The following is a 15,677-nucleotide window of genomic DNA, read 5'->3' as shown; positions in this document are numbered from 1 at the left end:
ACTCACGGGTTCGGGCGGGGTGCTCAGCGGGGGCGTTCCGGCTCCCGTCGAGCGGGGACTCGCCCCCTACGACCCCTCGACGAGCGCGCGCTCCAACAGCTGGAGGGGATGTTCGACCTCGTAGCCGGTGCCGTGCTCCATCTGCATCGCGCAGGTCGGGCACTCGGTCATCCCGGTCTCGCCCTCGGCGTCCTCCATGTGGTCGAACATGTCGGCGCCGATCTCCATCGAGACGTCGTACTTCTCGGCCTTCCAGCCGTAGGTGCCGGAGATGCCCGAACAGGAATCGCCCACGTCCTCTATCGCGGCGCCGTCGAGGTCGCGGAACGTCTCCAGCGCCTGCCGGTCGAGGCCCTGATTGCGGGCGTGACACGGCGCGTGGTAGGCGAAGGCGCCCGAGTCGACCTCCGCCTCGGCCACGTCGGCCTCCACGTCCTCGTAGATCCGGAGGTACTCCAGCGCCTCGAAGGTGTTCTCCGAGAGGTCCTCGATGCCGTGGATGTCGAACAGCTCCGGGTACTCCTGTCTGAGCGAGAGCGAACAGGAGGTACAGGAGGCGATCACGTCCGCGCCCTCGCCGATGGCCTCGACGAGGTTCTCGACGTTCGTCTCGGCCGCGCGGCGGGCGTCCGAGAGCATGCCGTTGGCGAACATCGGCGTCCCGGAGCATTTCTGTGGCGGGACCATGACCTCGTAGCCGTACTGCTCGAAGACGCGGACCATCGCCTTCCCCACCTCGGGTGTGTTGTAGTTGGAGTAGCACCCGTGGAAGTAGGCCACGCGCTTGTCGGGGTTCTCGACGGCGGCCCCGCCGCGCTCGCGCCACCACTCCCGGAAGGTCTGCTCGGCGAACTCGGGGAACTCCCGCTCGCTCGTGACGCCGAGCGTCTTCTCGGCCAGCCACATCGCACCCGGGACCTTCGTCGCGGCGTTCGCCAGGCGCGGCGCCTTGCTCGCGATCGACGCGAAGAAGCGGTAGTTCGAGAGGATCCGGTTGCGGACGTACTCACGCGAGAGCTTGCTCATCTGCCGCTCGACGAACTCGCCCCGCGCCTCGTTGTGCATCTGCGAGAGCGGCACCGAGGAGGGGCACGCGGAGTCACAGCGCATGCAGTTCGAACAGGAGGTGATCGAGTCGTCGATCTCCGTGTCCTCCTTGCGCTTGAGCCGCCACTGCTCGGGCCCCTGGAACTTCGGCCCGGGGAACTCGTCGTCGACCTCCGCGACCGGGCAGGAGGTGTCGCAGGTGGTGCACTTGTAACAGGAGTCGGCGCCCTCCCGGAGGTCGAGGTCGCCGCCCTCGAACACGTCGACGGGGTCGTAGGCGTCCGGGTCCGGGCCGGGAGCGGGGGCGGCGTCGCCGTCGGCCGCCGTCCCGCCGTCCGTGGCCGTCTCGGGACCGAACTCCTCCGCCGGGTACTCCCCCGCGGGGTCGTCCGCGTCAGCGCCAACGTACACCGCGGGCTGTTCGTCGCTGCCGAGTCGCGGGACGCCCGGCGCCGGACGCTCGCGATCGTCGTCGTTGTCGTCGTGTGATGAGTCGTCGGTCATGCGTTCTCCTCTGTCATGTCGCCGGCTGCGTCGTCGGTACTGTTCGCTCCGTCCAGTGCCACCGCCGCCGCGCCGCGTCCCGCCACCACGCCCGTCGCCAGCGAGACGCCGCTGGCGGACTTCTCGCGGGCCACGTCCGCGCCGCCGAGCGTCGCGCCCGCCACGCGGACGTTGGGGTACTGCACCGCGCCGTCCGCGTCGAGCGGCCGGAGGGCGCCGTCCGCGGCCACCCCGAACCGCGCGTACGGCTGGTCGCCGAACGCGTCGTCGACGAACCACTCGTAGCGGTCGTCGGGGTGAGGGACGTGACAGCCGAGGACCGGCTCCCGGACCCCCTCACGGTCGGCGTCGATCCCCTTGCCGACCGCGCCGCCCGTGGCGAGCACGAACGCGTCCGCGGCGTAGGGTATCTCTCGCCCTTTTCTGTCCACGAGGACGTGCGCGACGCGTCCGTCCTCGTCCAGTTCGCGGCCGACGACGGGGTTCCCGGTCTCGACGCGGACGCCAGCCTCGTCGAGCGCGTCGAACAGGCGGTCCTCCAGCCGGAGTCCGGGGATGCTCGGCGGGCCGCCGGGGAGTTCGAACACCGCGGCGCCCAGTCGGTCCGAGAGGTCCGCGCGGACCGCGGCGGCGCGCTCGTCGCCGAGCATGGCGGGGAAGCCGACGCGGGCCGCGGTCCTTCTGTCACTGCCGTCGCCGTCCGCGACCGCGCCGACCGCGTCGAGGTGCGGTTCGACGGCGTCCGCGAGCGCCTCGCGGGCGGGCGTCCCCCGCCCCGCGTCGTCGCCGCCGAGCGCCTCGTTCCGGTCGAGCGCGCCCGCGAGTCGGGTGAGCCGGGCGTCGTCCCGAAACTCGCCGGGGAACGCGATCTCGACGCCCGCGACCGGGAACGGGACGCCGGCCGCGCGCAGGCGGGCCGCCAGCTGCCGCGCGTCGTACTCCGGCAGGCTCTCGAAGCCGACGATCAGGGCCGGCGCGTCGTCGCTCGCGAGGCCCGCCGCCATCGACGCGGGGTAGCGCGCGGTCGGCTTCACCGTCCCGCCCGCGGTGGGAACCAGCGCGTTGCGCTCCGTGTGCGCGCCGCGGTAGAGGTCGCCGGCGGCGTCGTCGAACAGCGCGAGCCCCTCCCGGAGCGCCGACGCGCCGACGAGCCGGTAGGGGTGGCCGTCGGGGAGTGCGTCGACCTGCTCGAAGGGGTTCGGAAGCGGACCCTCGGGGTCGGGTCGTCGCTCCGCGAGCGCGCCCGTGCGCCCCGCGGTGGGGTCCAGCGTCGGGTCCGACCCGGGACCGGCGTCGCCCGCGGCCCGACTGGGCGGAACGTAGCCGAGCGCGTCGATCAGGCCGGACGCCTGCCGCAGCGTGGAGTCCTTGTGTGAGACGAGACGCACGGCCGCGCCTTCGCGCGCGGCCGAGAGCGCGGCGGTCGCGCCCGCGAGCCCCCCGCCGACCACCAGCACGTCGCTCTCGATGGCCATCAGCGACCGCCTCCCGTGTCCGCCCCCGTGGCAGAGTCCCAGCGCGCTCCGTCCTCCGATCCGTCGTCGAACGCGCCGAAGTCCACGCCGTCGTCGAGCGTGGCGGGATCCGCGTCGCGGCTCAGCGTGAGCGCGTGGAGCGTCCGCGAGAGCGTCGCCTGCGAGAGCTGTTCGCCCCACAGCGCGTGCCGCTGGCCCTTCCAGCGCTCCTGGTACAGCTCGTCGAGGGCGGCGCGGGCGGTCGGCTCGTCGTAGTCGGGGTGCAGCTCCGCCGCGATGGCGTGGGCACAGAAGCCGCCCTGACAGTTGCCCATCGAGGCGCGCGTGCGGAGCCGGACCGCGTTGAGGTCCGCGCCGGCGCCGTTCTCGCCCGTCATCGCGTCGCGGAGCTCGGCGCGGGTGACGCCCTCGCAGGTGCAGACCACGGGGTTCGGCTCGTCCGTCTTCAACACCTCGTCCGCGCGGGAGCCGAGCCGCTGCGTCGAGCGCCGGCCGACCGGCGAGCGCAGGCCGAACTCGTCCATGTAGTCGCGCAGGACCGAGAAGTCCTCGGAGCCGGGGAGCGGCTCGTCGGCGGTGACGCAGTCCGCGTCGACCCCGAACTTCTCACAGACGTGGTCGGTGATCGACTCGGCCATGAGCCGGTAGGTGGTGAGCTTCCCGCCGACGACCGTCGTCAGCCCGGGCAGGTCGTCGCGCTCGTCGTGGTCGAGCAGGAAGTAGTCGCGCGTGATGTCGGTCGGGTCGTCGGTGCCGGTCCCCGGCGGTTCGTACAGCGGCCGGACGCCCCAGAAGGAGCGGAGCGTCCGGGCGTCCGCCAGCGGCGGGACGAGTTCGGCGAGCTCGTCGATGACGCGGTCGACCTCCCACTCCTCCTCGGGGTAGTCCTCGGGGTCGTCGACCTCCTCGTCGGTCGTGCCGAGGATGCAGGCGGTCTCGTGGGGGACGACGATGTCGGCGTCGCCCTTCGGCTTGCAGCGGTTGATCACCGTGTCGACCTGCCGGACGTTCATCACGGTCATCACGCCCTTCGAGGGGCGGACCGCCACGTCGACGTCCGCCATCGCGCCGATCTCGCCGGACCACGCGCCCGCGGCGTTGATCACGTGGTCGGCGCGGATCGTCTCGGTCTCGCCCGGCGCGGGACGGCTCCCCGTCTCGGAACCGCGGTCGCTCCGCTTTCCCGGACCGTCCCCGTGTTCGACCTTGACGCCGACGACCGCGCCGTCCTCCACGAGCACGTCTGTCACCTCCGCGTGCGTCGCGACGCGGGCGCCGTGCTCGATCGCGTCCGCGGCGTTGGCGACGCAGAGCCGGAAGGGGTCGACCGCGGCGTCCGGCACCGTGATCGCCTTCTCCACGTCGCGCGCGAGGTACGGTTCGCGGCGGCGCGCCTCCACGCCGTCGATCACCTCGGCGGGGATGTCGCAGGCGCGACAGCCCGCCAGTTTCTCCTGAAAGTACTCCTCGGAGTCCTCGGGGCGCTTGACGAACAGGCCGCCCGTCTCCTCGACACAGTGGGCGGCGATGTCGCGGACGACCGTGTTCTCCTCGATGCACTCGCGGGCGGACTTCTGGTCGGAGACGGCGTACCGCCCCCCGCTGTGGAGCAGGCCGTGCATCCGCCCCGTCGTCCCGTGGGTGAGGTTCCCCTTCTCGACGAGCGTCGCGTCGACCCCGCGGGTCGCGAGGTCGCGGACGATCCCGCAGCCCGTCGACCCCCCGCCGACGACGACGACGTGTGGTGTCGATGCCATTCGTTACCTCACCTACGGATCGGACCCACTTTGTCTTATCGCCTCTGGCGAGTCGAGCGTAACGTATTCGATCGCGGGCGCTCATCCGCGGACAGCCGACCCGGATCCGGAACGGGAGGCGCGTCGTCGCGACCGTCCACGACCGCTCCCCTCGCAGAGCGGCCAGCGAAGAACGGCCGTAGGTGGCTCACCTCGTCCGTTCTGTCCTATCGGGCCGCGTCTCGGCAGACGACTCCAGGCCGGGGGACCGCCGATGGCGAGCCGCCGGTGTGGTGGTCTTTCACAAACCTTTATAATGATTCAGTATTTTGTTTACTGGTAACGCGGCAACAGAGATAAATAATTGTCGCGGGGGAGAGCCAACCACATGTCAGACACGTACGTCGGAGCGATCGACCAGGGAACGACCGGCACGCGGTTCATGGTGTTCGACCACGCGGGGCAGGTCGTCGCGAACGCCTACGAGACGCACGAACAGATCTACCCCAATCCCGGTTGGGTCGAGCACGACCCGGTCGAGATCTGGGAGAACACGCAGTCCGTCGTCGTCGACGGCCTCGCGGCCGCGGGCATCGACGCGGACCAGCTCGCGGCGCTCGGGATCACCAACCAGCGCGAGACGACCGTGGTCTGGGACGCCGACTCCGGCCGCCCGGTCCACAACGCGCTGGTGTGGCAGGACCGCCGGACCACCGACCGCGTCGAGGAGCTGCAGGAAGCGGGCGACGACGAGTGGATCCAGGAGCGGACCGGCCTCGAAGTCGACGCCTACTTCTCGGCGACGAAGACCGAGTGGATCCTCGACAACGCGGAGCCGCTGAAGCTGCAGAGCTCGCGGGGCGAGGACCTCCGCGACCGCGCCGAGGCCGGCGACCTGCTGATGGGCACCATCGACGCGTGGCTCGTCTACAACCTCACCGGCAACCACATCACGGACGTGACGAACGCCTCGCGGACGATGCTGTTCGACGTCCACGAGATGGACTGGGACGACGACCTGCTGGAGACGTTCGGCGTCCCGGAGGAGATGGTCCCGGAGGTGCGCCCCTCCTCGGACGAGGAGCTGTACGGCCACACCGACCCGGACGGCTTCCTCGGCGCCGAGGTCCCCGTCGCGGGCGCGCTCGGCGACCAGCAGGCCGCGCTGTTCGGCCAGACCTGCTTCGACGCGGGCGACGCCAAGAACACCTACGGCACGGGCTCGTTCTACCTGATGAACACGGGGACGGACGCGGTCACTTCCGACCACGGCCTGCTGACGACCGTCGCGTTCCAGCTGTCCGGCGAGCCGGTCCAGTACGCGCTGGAGGGCTCCATCTTCATCACCGGCGCCGCCATCGAGTGGCTGGAGGACGTCGACCTCATCAACAACGCCGCCCAGACCGCGGAGCTGGCGCGCTCCGTCGAGTCGACGGACGGCGTCTACATGGTCCCGGCGTTCACGGGCCTCGGCGCGCCCCACTGGGACGGCCGCGCCCGCGGGACGATGGTCGGCATCACGCGCGGCACGCGCAAGGAGCACATCGTCCGGGCGACGCTGGAGTCCATCGCCTACCAGACCCGCGACGTGGCGGAGGCGATGGAGGCCGACTCCGGGGTCGAGACCACCTCGCTCCGCGTCGACGGCGGCGCGGTGAAGAACGACTTCCTCTGTGGCCTCCAGTCGGACATCATCCAGACGGACATCGTCCGCCCCGAGGTCGACGAGACGACCGCGCTCGGCTCCGCGTACGCGGCCGGCCTCGCGGTCGGCTACTGGGAGTCGCTCGACGAGCTGCGCGACAACTGGCAGGTCGACCGCACCTTCGAGCCGGAGATGGACGAGGCGAAGGCCGACAGGATGTACGACCGGTGGGACGACGCCGTCGAGCGCTCGCTCGACTGGGCGCGGGAGGAGTGACCGATGTTCGACCTCCTGCTCCAGGTTCCGCTCCTGGACGTGACCGTCGAGCGGTTCCTCGTGTTGGTGATCGCGGCGATGGCCGGCGGGGCCTTCGGCGCCGCGCTCGGTGCGCTGCCGTCGTTCATCTTCACCGGCTTCGTCGTCTTCCTCGGCGAGGGGATCGCGATCCTCCAGCGCGAGTTCGACGCCATCGAGGCGGTCCCCGACGGCGAGCTCGCCGCCGGCATCACGGGCGTCATCGGCTTCGGCATGGTGACCGGCCCGCACGTCGCCTTCGCGGGCGGCGTGGCCGCCACGGCGTACGCGGCCAAGAAGTACCCCGAGATGGAGCCCGAGGGGTGGGACTACCACTTCGGGAAGAACATCCTCTACGCGTTCGGCACGAAGCCGGACATCCTCGCGGTCGGCGCCGTCACCGGCGTCGCCGGGATGCTGATCGCCCGCCTGCTCGGCGCGGTCGGGTTCCCGAGCGACCCCATCGCCATCTCGGTCGTCGCGACGGCGCTGCTGGCGCGGGTCGCGTTCGGCTACTCGCTCGTGGGGTCGCCCGGCGGCGACGGCTTCCTCGACATGACGCCGTTCGCGCGCGGCGAGACCCGGGCCATGACCGACGGCGGGAAGGAGGCGCTCGTCACCGAACCGTGGCTCCCCCACCAGTACAAGTGGTCCGGGGTCGCCACCATCGGCCTGATCGGCGGGGTGCTCGGCGGCTACCTCTGGCTGGAGACGGGGAGCATCTTCCTCGGCTACGCCATCTCGGCGATGAGCCTGCTGTTCCTGAACCTCGGCGTGGAGAAGATCCCCGTGACCCACCACATCACCCTCCTCGGATCGACCGCGGCCGTGGTCGTCGCCGCGATGACCGGCAGCGCGCCGGTCGTCCTGGTCGCGGCGGGGCTGGTCGGCGCCCTGAGCGGTCTCCTCGGCGAGGCCACCCAGCGCCTCTTCTACGCGCACGGCTCCACGCACGTGGACCCGCCGGCGATGGCCATCGCGATCCTGATGCTCGTCATCGGCGTGCTCGCACTGGTCGGCGTGCTTCCGAACGCCGGCTACCTCTGAGGGCGATGCCGACGCCCGGTCCCCGTGCCGTCGCGAGTCGTCGCGTCGGTCACGCTCCCCTCCGATCCCCGACCGCTCGCGGGTGCGCGACCGCGATTCTTTTGACCGGGGGGCGACGAGACGCTGACGACGCCGACGCCATTCCGCCATGAACATCGACGCACGGATCGACCGACGACGCCGCGGCGACGACGGCCAGCGGCTGGTGCGCGACTACACGGCGATCGCTCCCACCGCGCACGCGGACGAGCCCGTCGACCGCGGCCCCACGCTCGAGCGGATCCTCGACCACCTCGACCCGGCCTTCGAGGGGACGATCCCGCCGAACGCCTACGTGCACGGCCCGGCCGGCTCCGGGAAGTCCGCGGTCGTGACGGCGCTTTTCGATCGGCTCCGACGGACCTCCGCCGAGACACGGACGGGGATCCACACCAGCACGCGCGCGGTGCCGACGACGCTCCCGCAGTTCGTCCGCGTCGACATGCGCGAGACGACCAGCGCGTTCGGCTTCTACCGCGCGGTGCTGGACGGCGTGGTCGAGGAGTCGGTGCCCGGCCACGGCGTGAGCACCGACGAGTTGCGCGACCGCCTCCGCGAGACGCTGACCGGGACGCCGGGGGCCGTCGTGGCGGTCGACCACGTCGACGACCCGGAGGCGGACGACCGGCCGGACCCCGTCGAGTTATTCGCTGGCCTGCCGAGCAACGCGAGTTGGCTCGCCGTCGGGCGGACGCCGCCCGCGGAGACGTCCCTGTCGGAGTACACCGCGACGACGCTCGCGGTCGACCGCTACCGCCAGCAGATCCTCGTCGACATCCTCACCTCGCGAGCGTCTTCGGGGCTCGCGCGCGGGGCGCTCGACCACTCGCTCGCCCGCCGGATCGCCGAGTGGGCCGACGGGGACGCCCACGACGCGCTGACGGTGCTGTTCGTCGCGGCCGTCCGCGCGGACCGCGAGGGCGGGACCCGGCTTTCGGAGGCGGACGTCAACGCCGCCATCGCGGAGATGCCGGAGCCGTGCGCGGCGCTCGGCCGCGTCCTCGCGCTGCAGGACAACCGCCGCGCCGTGTTGCGCGCGCTCGTGACCCTCGACGAGGACGAGCGCGCGTCGGTCACCGAGACGACTGAGGCCATCGCGGCCGACCCCGACGTGGACCTCTCCGCGGGGACGGTCAAGCGGTTCCTCTACGAGCTCGCGGAGGCGGGGATCATCGCCCGCGTGCGCGCCGAGGAGGCGAGCGGGCGCGGCCGCCCGCCGAGCCGCGTCGAACTCCGGTTCCCGCCCACCGCGTTCCGGCGCCTGGACGACCTGCGGGAGTGACCCGCGGCCGGCGATCAGGAACACGGCGCGCGGCCGGGGTGGTTGCGGGGGCGTCTCCGACGCCGCCGCGCGGGCGCAAGGTAGTTGCCGCGGCGGCCGCGATGTTCGGCCATGGTTCCGCCCCTCGTGCTGGACATCGACGGGACGCTGACGACGCCGGAGCACCGCGTCGACCGTCGGGTCTTCGAGTTGCTGCCCGGCTGGGACGCGCCGGTGGTGTTCGCGACCGGGAAGTCGTTCCCCTATCCGGTCGCGCTCGCGCACTTCCTGGGACTGCCCGAGAACGTGGTCGCCGAGAACGGCGGCGTCGTGTACGCCGACGGCGAGACGACGCTCGCGGGCGACGCGGAGGCCTGCTGGGAGGCGGTCGAGGAGTTCCACCGCCGCGGCGGCGACCTCGGATGGGGGACGCGCTCGACGGTGAACCGCTGGCGCGAGACGGAGGTGGCCGCCTCGCACGACGCCGACGAGGACCTGCTCCGCGAGGTCGCCGCCGGCTACGACCTGGAGGTCGTGGACACGGGCTACGCGTACCACGTCAAGACGCCCGGCGTGAGCAAGGGCGCCGCCTTCGAGACGCTCTGCGAGACGCTCCGGGTCGACCCGGAGCGGTTCGTCGCGGTCGGCGACAGCGTCAACGACGTCTCGACGTTCGCGGTCGCGGGCGAGTCGTACGCGGTCGCCAACGCCGACGAGGCCGCCCGCGAGGCCGCCGACCGCGTGCTCGAGGCGGGCTACATGGACGGCACCGCGGCGGTGCTGGAGGCGCTGCGTGAGGGCGCGGCGGGGCCGTGACCCGTGCGCCGCAAGGGCCTTGCGGGCACGGCCCGTAGGGCCGGCCATGAGTGACGCGGACACGGAGACCGGCGACGGACCCGCGGACGAGGTCCCGGAGAGCGAGGCCGACTGGCGCGAGCGGCTGACCGACGAGGAGTACCGCGTGTTGCGCGAGGCGGGCACCGAAGCCCGGTTCTCGGGCGACTACGTCGACCACGACGAGGACGGGATCTACCGGTGTAAGGCCTGCGGCGAGGTGCTGTTCGAGTCCGAGACGAAGTACGACTCCGGCTGCGGCTGGCCCGCCTTCTACGCCGCCGAGGAGGAGTCGGTGACCACGCGGAAGGACACCAGCCACGGGATGGTTCGGACGGAGGTCAGGTGTGCCGACTGCGACTCCCACCTCGGGCACGTCTTCGACGACGGCCCCGAACCGACCGGGAAGCGCTTCTGTATCAACTCGGTGGCGATGGAGTTCGACGAGGGGCCGGCCGGCGAGGACGCGTAGCGCCGCGAACCGCTACTGATTCGCGGACCGCTCGTCCAGCGCGACGGCGACGCTCCGGACGGCCACATCCGCGGCGAACGCCTCGCCGTCCGCCTCCAGTTGCTCGAACGTGTCGTAGTGGATCGGGACGACCAGCTCCGGCCGCATCGCGTCGGCCAACTCGGCCGAGGCCGCCTCGTCCGAGACGATGCCACCCCCGCCGATGTTCGCGAGGAACAGGTCGACGTCCAGTTCCGCGAAGCCGTCGAGCGCGTCGGAGTCGCCCGGCCAGAAGAGGCGCTTGCCGCCGAGCGCGACGAGGAAGCCGCAGCCGAGCCCCTTCGGATGCGTGACGGTGCCGTCCGCGCTCGCGTTCGGCCCCTCGGGGTCGTTGTACGCCGGCACCGACCAGACCGTCGCGTCGGGGTCGACCGTGCCCGCGTCCGCGGACGCGTCACCCGCCGCACCGGCGGCCGCGACCTCCAGTTCGTCCTCCTCCTCGACGCGGACGACCTCGTAGTCCGCCGCCAGGTCGGCGATCGGCTCCACGTCGCGGTCGATGCCCGCCGGGTCGACGCCCTCGTAGATCACCAGCGTCGCGTCCTCGCCGGCCACCGACCGGATGCCGTCGCTGTCGTAGTGGTGGTCGTGGGTGACGAGCACGAGGTCGCCGTCCTTCGCCCAGTAGTCGTCGAGGACGCCGTAGCGGCCGGGGTCCGTGTAGCAGACGTAGCCGTCGGGCGTCTCGACGCGTGCGGTCGCGTAGCCGAGCCAGTCGACGGTGAACCCGTCGTAGCGAACCGTCATGTGCGCCCCTGCGCGGGCGACCGCCTTGAGGGTGGCCATCCCGGCGGCGGACGACCGCTCGACGACGAGGGCGCCGGGCTCCGTCAGTCGCCGGCGTCGCCGGCCAGCCGCTCGACGCGCGCCAGCGAGTCCGCGTCGACGGGGTCCTTGTCCGCGCGGACCTCCACGAACCGCGGGAACCGGAGCGCGTAGCCCGACGAGTAGGTGGGCGAGCGCTGGATCTCCTCGTAGCCGACCTCGAAGACGACCGCGGGCCTGATGTCGACCTCGGTGCCCGACTCCGCGAGGACGTGCGGTTCCAGCAGGTCGGTCAGCTCCTCCAGTTCCGCGTCGGTAATGCCGGTCGCGACCTTGCCGATCGTCTCGTAGGCGTCGGCTCCTCGGTCCCTGCCGTCTCCGCCGTCCCCGCCGCTGCTCCCTCCCGCCCGGACCGACAGTTCGAACGTCCCGAGCAGTGAGGCGCGCCGCCCCTCGCCCCACTCCGCGCCGGTGACCACGAGGTCGAGCGTCTCGACGTCCGGCTTGCGCTTGAGCCAGTTGCGCCCGCGGTCGCCCGGCGTGTACGCCGCGTCGGGGTCCTTCAGCATGATCCCCTCGTGGCCCGCCTCCAGCGCCGCCGCCTCGACGGCCGCGATCTCGTCGGGGTCGTCGGTCACGGTCACGTCCGCGGCCGCGTCGGGCAGGAGCGCGGCGAGACGGTCGTGGCGCTCGCGGAGCGGCGCGTTCACGAGGTCGTCGCCGTCGGCGTGCAGGCAGTCGAACGCGTGGAGGCGGAGCTCCACCTCCTCGCGCATCCGGTCCACGTCGTGCTTCCGTCGGAAGCGGCGCAGGACCTCCTGGAACGGGAGCGGGTCGCCCGCGTCGTCGACCGCGACGACCTCGCCGTCGAGGATGACCGGCACGTCGACGCGCTCCGCGACGTACTCGACGATCTCCGGGAGGGCGTCGGTCACGTCGTCCATGTTCCGGGAGTAGAGTGCCGGCCCGAGCGCGTCGCCCGTCTTCGTCCCCTCTTCGACCGCGGGGTCGTAGTGGACCTGCACCCGCGCGCCGTCGAACTTGGTCTCGACGGCCGCCTCGCCCCACTCCTCGAGCGCGTCCGCGGCCGTGCCCGCCTGCGCGAGCATCGCCTGCACGGGGCGACCCACCTCCAGTCCCTCCTCGTCGAGGCCCGCCGCGCCCTCCTCGCGGGCCAGCACCGCGACGCGCCCGTAGTCGTTGGTCACCTGAAGCGCGCGCTCGACGGTCGCAACTTCCTCGTCGGTGGCGTGAACCACCGGCTCGTCGGACCCCTCTTCGGGGGCCGCCGCGTCCCCGGCCGACAGAAACGCCTCGGAGATCGCGTCCCGGACGGCGCCCTCGCCGACGCCGAGGCGCATCTCGCCGAGCACGAGCCGGGCGATGAGCTTCGCCTCCGCGGGCTCCGAGCGGTTGAACAGGCCGAACAGCGCGTCGCGCTTCGTGGACTCGCTGCCGGCGCCCGAGGCCGCCGCGAGGGCCCGCAACTCGGCGTCGACCTCGGCGACGGTCAGCCCGGCGCCGGCCGTCGCTCCGCCGCCGCTCCCCGCTCCGTCACCGCCGTCCGCTCCGTCACCGCCGCCCGCGAACGCCGCGAGGCCGCGCTGGCCGCCGAAGTCGTAGTCGGCGGCGACGGCGCCGATCTCCCCCAGCTCCGCGAGTGTGGTCTCCACGTCGGCCGCGTCCACGTTCGGGCCCGCGGCCCGTGCGATGGCCTCGTAGCAGAGCGCCGGCCCCACGTCCAGCGTCCGGGTGTCGTGGGCCGGGAAGACGCGTCCGAGCAGGAAGCGGGTGACGGTCGGGAGGTCCGGGCCCGCCTCCGCGAGCAGGTCCGCGACCAGCGCCACCGTCTCCAGGTCCGCGGGCTCGGCTTCCAACTCCTCGGCGCGGGCGGCGAACGCGGCGAACTCCATACGGTCGCCCTCGGCCGGCGGGGCCCAAAAGCGCCCCGATGGTGGGCGGTCGCGCCGGCCCGCGCGACCGTGACGCCCTCCCGCGAGCGCCGCCTCGGCCGCCGTCATTTATAAGCTCGCGGCCGCACGGGACGGGCATGAGCACCGAGCCCGACCTCGCGGCCCGCGTGCGTGCGGCGCTGGACGTGGACGCCGAGGCGTTCGCCGACCGAGCGGCCGCGGAGGCGGAGCTTGTCAAACAGCACCTCCGCGACGGCGCGTTCGACAACCACCAGTCCATCGTCGGCTTCGAGTACGAGTTCTACGCGGTCGCGGACGGGCGGTGGAGCGAGGAGTCGCGCGCGGGCGACTACGCGCTGATGCGCGTCCCGCGCCGCCTGCTGGAGCTGATGGGGTTCGAGAAGGAGCTCGGGCTCCACAACGCGGAGATGTCCACCAGCCCGCAGCCGCTCTCCGACCACGGGCTGGAGTCGCAGGAGGCGGAGGTCCGCGCGCGCCTCGCCGCGGCGCTCGCGCCGGCCTCCGCGGAGGGGATGCGGCTCGTCTCGGACGGGCTCTGGACCATCCCGCCCGCCGGCGAGGGGGCCGCCGAGTACCTCACCGACAGCGTCGACCTCGACGGCGTCACCGTGGCGACGAACATGAGCGCCGCCGACCGCTACCACGCGATGGCCAACGACTCCGCAGAGGCGAACGCGGACGCGGGGGAGGTGACGCGGCTCGAGGCGCCGGGCGTGAGCCTCACGGCGGACACCGTGATGCCCGAGAGCCTGATCACCTCGATCCAGCCGCACTATCAGGTGGCGCAGGCCGCCACGCTCCCGAAGCACTTCCGGTACGCGCTCCGCGTCGCGGCCCCGCTACTGGCGCTCGGCGTCAACTCGCCGTTCTTCCCGCCGGAGCTGTACGACGACGACTGGCGCGAGGACCCCGAACGCGTGCTCGCCGAGGGCGCCCACGAGAACCGCGTCCACGTCTTCGAGTCGGTGCTCAACGGACGCACCGAGGCCGACAAGGTTCGGTTCCCGCGCGACCTGGAGACGGTCGAGGAGGCGGTCGACCGCGTGGCGGCCGACGAGACCATCGTCCCGATGCCCGTCTCGGAGGGTGACCGCTTCGACGACGAGTTCGCCACGTTCCGGCTCAAACACGGCACCTACTGGCGCTGGGTCAGACCGGTGTTCGAGGGCGCTTCGCGCTCGTCCGCGAACGCGCGGATCGAGTTCCGGCCGGTGGCCGCACAGCCCACCGTCCGCGACTCCGTGGCGTTCCAGGCCGCCTTCGCCGGCCTGATGGAGGGGTTGCCACACCGCGAGCATCCGGTCATCGAACTCCCGTGGGAGACCGCCCGCGACAACTTCTACGCGGTCGTGGCTGACGGCATCGACGCCGACATGCAGTGGGTCGACGCCGAGGGGCGACACACGGAGGCCAACGAGGCCATCTACGACGACCTGCTCGACGCGGCGGAGGCCGGACTGCGCGACGCGGGGTGCTCCTTCGAGGAGGCGGCCCGCTGGCTCGCGCCCCTGCGCTGGCGCGTCGAGCGCTGGACGACGCCCGCCGGCTGGAAGCGCGACCGCTTCCGCCAGGCGGTCGCGGACGGCGCCTCGGTCGACGAGGCGGTCCACGCCGCCCAGCGCGCGTACATCAGGAAGCAGACGGACACCCTCATCGAGGGCAGCCTCGCGGACTGGTGAGGTCGCGGACCCGGCGTCTCGCGTTCCGGACTATTTCGACGAGCGTCGCGCTGGTGGACGGGCAAAAACGGAGAGAGAACGAACTTTTTCGCGGCTTACAGCAGCTCGTCGAACTCCTTGTGCCGGGTGACGTCGACGCCGTCCTCGGTGACGACGGCGACGTTGATCCCGTTGCCGGAGGCGAGGTCGCGCTCGACGGCGGACTTGATCGCCTTCGCGGCGACGGTCGTCGCCTCGTCGACGGTGAGGTCCTCGCGGTGCTCCTGCTCGAGGACGCCGAGCGCGTACTGGGAGCCGGAGCCGGTGACGGTGTACTCCTCCTCGGTCGTACCGCCGAGGGCGTCGATGGAGTAGATGTGGGAGCCCTCCTCGTCGACGCCGCCGAGGATCGGCTGGACGACGAAGAACGCGCCGGAGCGGAGGAGGTTCCCGGTCAGCGTGGAGAGCGCCTGCATGGACATGTCCTTGCCGCGGCGGGCCTCGTAGAGGCTTGTCTCGGCCTTCAGCGTGGAGATGAGGTTCTGCGCGGCCGAGACCGAGCCCGCGATGGTGAGCGCGCCGGTCGGGTGGACCTGCTCGACCTTCTGAACGTCCTTCGAGGAGACCATGCCGCCGAGCGAGGCGCGCATGTCGGTCGCAAGCACGACGCCCTCGGCCGTCTTGATGCCGACGGTCGTCGTCCCCGTCTTCATGCCCTCGCCCTCGCCGGCGGAGGCGGCGCGCTGCTCGCTCTGGTCGAACTCGCCGAGCTCCGGCCCGAAGACCGGCTGGTCGACGTCGGAAAGCTCGCCGCTGAGATCGCCTGTCGGTGTTCGCATTACCGTCTCGTTAGCCCGGCGCGCTGATAAAGGCAACCCTTCGGCCCCTCGTTGCCCCTTCCGCGAGGGGGACGTAAAACCGATAGAC

Annotated in this window: 12 protein-coding genes; 6 read left to right on the top strand and 6 right to left on the bottom strand. The window is 72.1% G+C overall.

The window, feature by feature from the left end; all coding sequences use genetic code 11:
- Positions 1-66: 66 nt before the first annotated feature.
- From ACZ432_RS14285 to glpA, 3 genes are read right to left on the bottom strand one after another with little or no spacing between them, the layout of a single operon-like run.
- A complete protein-coding gene (locus ACZ432_RS14285) occupies positions 67-1,551 on the bottom strand; it encodes an anaerobic glycerol-3-phosphate dehydrogenase subunit C (protein ID WP_426961771.1) in 1,485 nt (494 codons plus the stop codon).
- Positions 1,548-3,026, bottom strand: a complete 1,479-nt coding sequence (glpB, locus tag ACZ432_RS14280) for a glycerol-3-phosphate dehydrogenase subunit GlpB (protein ID WP_426961772.1) — start codon at positions 3,024-3,026, stop codon at positions 1,548-1,550. Before glpB ends, ACZ432_RS14285 begins: the two co-directional genes overlap by 4 nt.
- Positions 3,026-4,783 carry an anaerobic glycerol-3-phosphate dehydrogenase subunit GlpA gene (glpA, locus tag ACZ432_RS14275; RefSeq protein ID WP_426961773.1) on the bottom strand — a complete coding sequence of 586 codons (1,758 nt, stop codon included), beginning with the start codon at positions 4,781-4,783 and terminating at the stop codon, positions 3,026-3,028. Before glpA ends, glpB begins: the two co-directional genes overlap by 1 nt.
- Before the next feature lie 367 nt (positions 4,784-5,150).
- Between glpA and glpK the strand changes: the two genes are divergently transcribed.
- From glpK to msrB, 5 genes are all read left to right on the top strand, one after another.
- Positions 5,151-6,683 (top strand): glycerol kinase GlpK, encoded by a 1,533-nt coding sequence (gene glpK, locus ACZ432_RS14270; RefSeq protein ID WP_426961774.1) that lies wholly within the window; start codon positions 5,151-5,153, stop codon positions 6,681-6,683.
- A gap of 3 nt (positions 6,684-6,686) precedes the next feature.
- Positions 6,687-7,748, top strand: a complete 1,062-nt coding sequence (locus ACZ432_RS14265) for a hypothetical protein (RefSeq protein ID WP_426961775.1) — start codon at positions 6,687-6,689, stop codon at positions 7,746-7,748.
- Positions 7,749-7,896: 148 nt separating this feature from the next.
- Positions 7,897-9,069, top strand: coding sequence for a Cdc6/Cdc18 family protein (locus ACZ432_RS14260; RefSeq protein WP_426961776.1), 1,173 nt, complete (start codon positions 7,897-7,899; stop codon positions 9,067-9,069).
- Positions 9,070-9,180: 111 nt separating this feature from the next.
- Positions 9,181-9,864, top strand: coding sequence for a phosphoglycolate phosphatase (locus ACZ432_RS14255; RefSeq protein WP_426961777.1), 684 nt, complete (start codon positions 9,181-9,183; stop codon positions 9,862-9,864).
- Positions 9,865-9,910: 46 nt separating this feature from the next.
- A complete protein-coding gene (msrB, locus tag ACZ432_RS14250; protein WP_426961778.1) occupies positions 9,911-10,354 on the top strand; it encodes a peptide-methionine (R)-S-oxide reductase MsrB in 444 nt (147 codons plus the stop codon).
- 12 nt (positions 10,355-10,366) lie between these two features.
- Here msrB and ACZ432_RS14245 read toward each other — a convergent pair whose 3' ends face one another.
- Both ACZ432_RS14245 and ligA read right to left on the bottom strand, forming a co-directional pair.
- Entirely contained in the window at positions 10,367-11,140 is a 774-nt protein-coding gene (locus tag ACZ432_RS14245; protein ID WP_426961779.1) for an MBL fold metallo-hydrolase, read from the bottom strand.
- Positions 11,141-11,223: 83 nt separating this feature from the next.
- On the bottom strand, positions 11,224-13,071 hold the full coding sequence (ligA, locus tag ACZ432_RS14240; protein WP_426961780.1) for an ATP-dependent DNA ligase LigA: 1,848 nt from the start codon (positions 13,069-13,071) through the stop codon (positions 11,224-11,226).
- Between the two features lie 137 nt (positions 13,072-13,208).
- On the opposite strand from ligA, the gene ACZ432_RS14235 reads away from it, so the two are divergent.
- A complete protein-coding gene (locus ACZ432_RS14235; RefSeq protein ID WP_426961781.1) occupies positions 13,209-14,771 on the top strand; it encodes a hypothetical protein in 1,563 nt (520 codons plus the stop codon).
- Between the two features lie 95 nt (positions 14,772-14,866).
- Here ACZ432_RS14235 and psmB read toward each other — a convergent pair whose 3' ends face one another.
- Positions 14,867-15,589, bottom strand: coding sequence for an archaeal proteasome endopeptidase complex subunit beta (gene psmB / locus ACZ432_RS14230; protein WP_426961782.1), 723 nt, complete (start codon positions 15,587-15,589; stop codon positions 14,867-14,869).
- Positions 15,590-15,677: the final 88 nt, after the last annotated feature.

This window comes from Haloparvum alkalitolerans, from assembly GCF_055381565.1.
The sequence above is the reverse complement of the archived record's forward strand: the minus strand, read 5'-3'. Positions and strand labels throughout refer to the sequence as shown.